Genomic DNA, 3,080 nt, shown 5'->3' on the forward strand with positions numbered 1-3,080 from the left:
TTCTTCAAACGCCATCACGAGCTCGACGGTATCGAGGCTGTCGGCGCCGAGGTCGTCAATGAAGCTCGCGTTGTCGACCACTTTTTCGGGTTCAACACCTAGGTGTTCGACCACGATCTTCTTAACCCGCTCGCCAATCTCACTCATCGTTCAACCTCGTGCTTGTTCCCATTAGACCCGTCCCCAAGACGATACGAGCCATCCTGGTCGGTAAACTTTCCTTCGCAATCGCGCATAGTCTTGATTTGGCCCCGTCATAGCCGACAAAGGCCCGGCGAACGACGCAGGCTCCGCACCGCCAATATACAGGGTTTCAAAATCCTGCAAGGCGTTCTTTGCCCATCCGTTGGGGGTTCGGTTATCATACTTCCCCTGCCTTGACTATAAGCCTCGATCGGCCTTCGGAAACCTCATTCCGCGTGGCGAAAGCAACTGTTAACCGGCTCAAAACATGGCCATTCCGCCATTGACGTGAATGGTCTGCCCGGTGACATAGGCGGCCTCGTTCGAACTGAGATAAACCGCCGCCGCCGCGATGTCTTCGGGCGTCCCAAGCCGCGCGGCTGGAACTTTCGAGAGAATCGTTTCCCGCTGCTTGTCGTTGAGCGCGTCCGTCATCGGGGTTTTGATGAAGCCGGGCGCAATGCAATTCGCGGTCACGTTGCGCTTGGCATATTCGGCGCCCAGCGTCTTGATCATGCCGATCAGTCCGGCCTTCGACGCGGTGTAATTGCCCTGGCCCGGATTGCCGGTGACGCCGACGACGGAGGTGATGGCGATAATGCGGCCGAAACGCTTGCGCATCATCAGCTTGGTCGCGGCCCGGGCGAGGCGGAAGGTCGCGGTGAGGTTGACCTTGATGACTTCGTCCCAATCCTCGTCGCGCAACTGCACAAAAAGATTGTCGCGGGTGATGCCGGCATTGGCAATGAGAATATCAACCTGGCCCATCGCCTGTTCGGCTGCCGGCACCAGCGCCTCGACTTCGGCTGTGTCGGAGAGATTGCAGGGCAACACATGAACCCGCTCGCCGAGTTTGCCGGCGAGCGTGTCCAGCACCTCGCGCCGCGTCCCGGAAATGGCCACCGTCGCGCCCTGGCCATGCAGGGCCTGCGCGATGGCGCTGCCGATGCCGCCCGTCGCGCCGGTGACGAGCGCCGTCCTGCCAGTCAGATCGAACATGATTGTCTCCTTCTCGCTCAGGCCGTCTGCGCGGCGGCGAGCGCGTCTTTGGCGGCATTAAGATCGTTCGGCCCGCCGACCGAAACGCCGACGGCGCCCTCGGCGATGCGCTTGACGAGCCCCGACAGCACCTTGCCGGCGCCGATCTCGAAGAACCGCGTGACGCCATGGCTCGCCATGTAAGCCACCGATTCGCGCCAGCGCACGGTTCCCGTGACCTGTTCGATCAGGCGGCGGCGGATCTCGTCCGGATCGGTAATCGGCGCGGCCAGCACGTTCGATACCAGGGGCGAAGCTGGCGGCCTGATCGTGACGTCAGCCAGCGCCTTGGCCATCACCTCGGCGGCGGGCTGCATCAGGCGGCAATGGAACGGCGCCGACACCGGCAGCAGCATGGCGCGCTTGGCGCCCTTGGTCTTGGCGATCTCAAGCGCGCGTTCAACGGCGGCCTTGTCGCCGGAAACCACCACCTGTCCGCCGCCGTTGTCGTTGGCGGCCTGGCAGACCTGCCCCTGCGCCGCCTCGTTCGCAACGGCCACCGCGGCCTCATAATCGAGGCCGAGCAGCGCGGCCATGGCGCCCACGCCCACCGGCACCGCCTTCTGCATGGCGAGGCCCCGGGTGCGCAGCAGGCGCGCGGTGTCGGCGATGCCCAGGCTCCCGGCGGCGGCCAATGCGGAATATTCGCCGAGCGAATGTCCGGCCACGAAGGCGGCGTCGCGCGCGACCGAGAAACCGGCCTCGGTCTCCAATACCCGCAAGGTCGCCAATGAGACCGCCATCAGCGCCGGCTGGGCGTTTTCGGTGAGTTGCAACGTCTCGGCCGGGCCGTCCCAGATGATCGCGGTCAGCCTTTCTCCAAGCGCCGCGTCCACCTCGTCGAAAACGGCGCGCGCGGCGGGAAATGCCTCGGCCAGGGCCTTGCCCATGCCGACCGCCTGGGAGCCCTGCCCCGGAAAAGTAAATGCTGCCGTCATTAATACCCCTGAATGGCCCTTCGGTGCCGCCGGAAATCGCCAAAGTCGGGCCGAAAGACACCGCCACAGCCGGTCATGTCAAGCCGCCGCCGGTTCCGGCCGGCCCGGCCCGGGTATGTCAAATGGCGTCGCTTTCCCTTGCCATTGCGCTCAAAATCCTTATAAACCGCGCATCCGTGGATCCCGGCCGGGAGCTGAACGGACGGTCTCAGCAATCTCACCTTTTCGGCGATGTTGATGTGGCAGGACCAGTCGGTCCGTCGTCCCGTGCTTCCGCCTTCTGAGCTTTATCGTCGAGTCCTTTCCGAAGGTCTCGAAGGGCTTGCCGCCGGGAACCGCGCCAACACTAGGAAAGGACACCCATGCCTCTTTATGAGCATGTTTTTCTCGCGCGTCAGGATGCGAGCACCCAGCAGGTCGAAGAACTGACCACCCAGATGACCGGCATTGTCGAGGGTCTCGGCGGCAAGGTCGTGAAGATGGAAAACTGGGGCGTACGCTCCCTCACCTACCGCATGAACAAGAATCGCAAGGCACATTTCGTGCTGATGAACATCGACGCGCCCTCGGCGGCGGTCAGCGAGATCGAGCGGCAGGAGCGGATCAGCGAAGACGTGATCCGTTATCTCACCGTTCGCGTCGAAGAGCACGAGGAAGGTCCCTCGGCGATGATGCGCAAGGCCGATCGCGACCGTGATCGCGACGACCGTGGCGGCGGCTTCCGCGGCGACCGCGAGGGTGGCTTCCGTGGCGACCGCGATGGCGGCGGCTACCGTGGCGACCGTGGCCCGCGCCGTCCGCGCGACGACGACGCCGCAGCGATTGAGGAGTAAGAATCATGGCTGAAGCTGGTGCACGCCGTCCGTTTTTCCGCCGCCGCAAGACCTGCCCGTTCACGGGTCCGAATGCGCCGAAGATCGA

General features: G+C 63.9%; 4 protein-coding genes and 1 pseudogene. 2 read left to right on the forward strand and 3 right to left on the reverse strand.

Annotated elements, in window-relative coordinates; genetic code table 11:
• The 3 genes from QZ213_RS26565 to fabD all read right to left on the reverse strand — a co-directional run.
• The coding region (locus QZ213_RS26565) for an acyl carrier protein (protein ID WP_291689030.1) at positions 1-147 on the reverse strand (147 nt) is incomplete at its 3' end.
• Positions 148-444: 297 nt separating this feature from the next.
• Positions 445-1,182, reverse strand: a complete 738-nt coding sequence (gene fabG, locus QZ213_RS26570; RefSeq protein WP_291689027.1) for a 3-oxoacyl-[acyl-carrier-protein] reductase — start codon at positions 1,180-1,182, stop codon at positions 445-447.
• 17 nt (positions 1,183-1,199) lie between these two features.
• Positions 1,200-2,159, reverse strand: a complete 960-nt coding sequence (gene fabD, locus QZ213_RS26575; RefSeq protein WP_291689028.1) for an ACP S-malonyltransferase — start codon at positions 2,157-2,159, stop codon at positions 1,200-1,202.
• A gap of 362 nt (positions 2,160-2,521) precedes the next feature.
• Here fabD and rpsF point away from each other — a divergent pair, with 362 nt between their 5' ends.
• Positions 2,522-2,992: a 30S ribosomal protein S6 gene (rpsF, locus tag QZ213_RS26580; RefSeq protein WP_291689029.1), complete on the forward strand. Its 471-nt coding sequence runs from the start codon at positions 2,522-2,524 to the stop codon at positions 2,990-2,992.
• A 5-nt stretch (positions 2,993-2,997) separates the two neighbouring features.
• A pseudogene (locus tag QZ213_RS26585) lies at positions 2,998-3,080 on the forward strand (30S ribosomal protein S18); the annotation flags it as partial.

It is taken from the genome of Bradyrhizobium sp. (assembly GCF_017881085.1).
In the GTDB taxonomy this organism is placed as follows: domain Bacteria; phylum Pseudomonadota; class Alphaproteobacteria; order Rhizobiales; family Xanthobacteraceae; genus Bradyrhizobium.

Excerpts from the sequence above, each read along its gene's own strand:
- fabG (WP_291689027.1), bottom strand. The coding sequence starts at position 1,182 with ATGTTCGATCTGACTGGCAGGACGGCGCTCGTCACCGGCGCGACGGGC.
- fabD (WP_291689028.1), bottom strand. The coding sequence starts at position 2,159 with ATGACGGCAGCATTTACTTTTCCGGGGCAGGGCTCCCAGGCGGTCGGC.
- rpsF (WP_291689029.1), top strand. The coding sequence starts at position 2,522 with ATGCCTCTTTATGAGCATGTTTTTCTCGCGCGTCAGGATGCGAGCACC.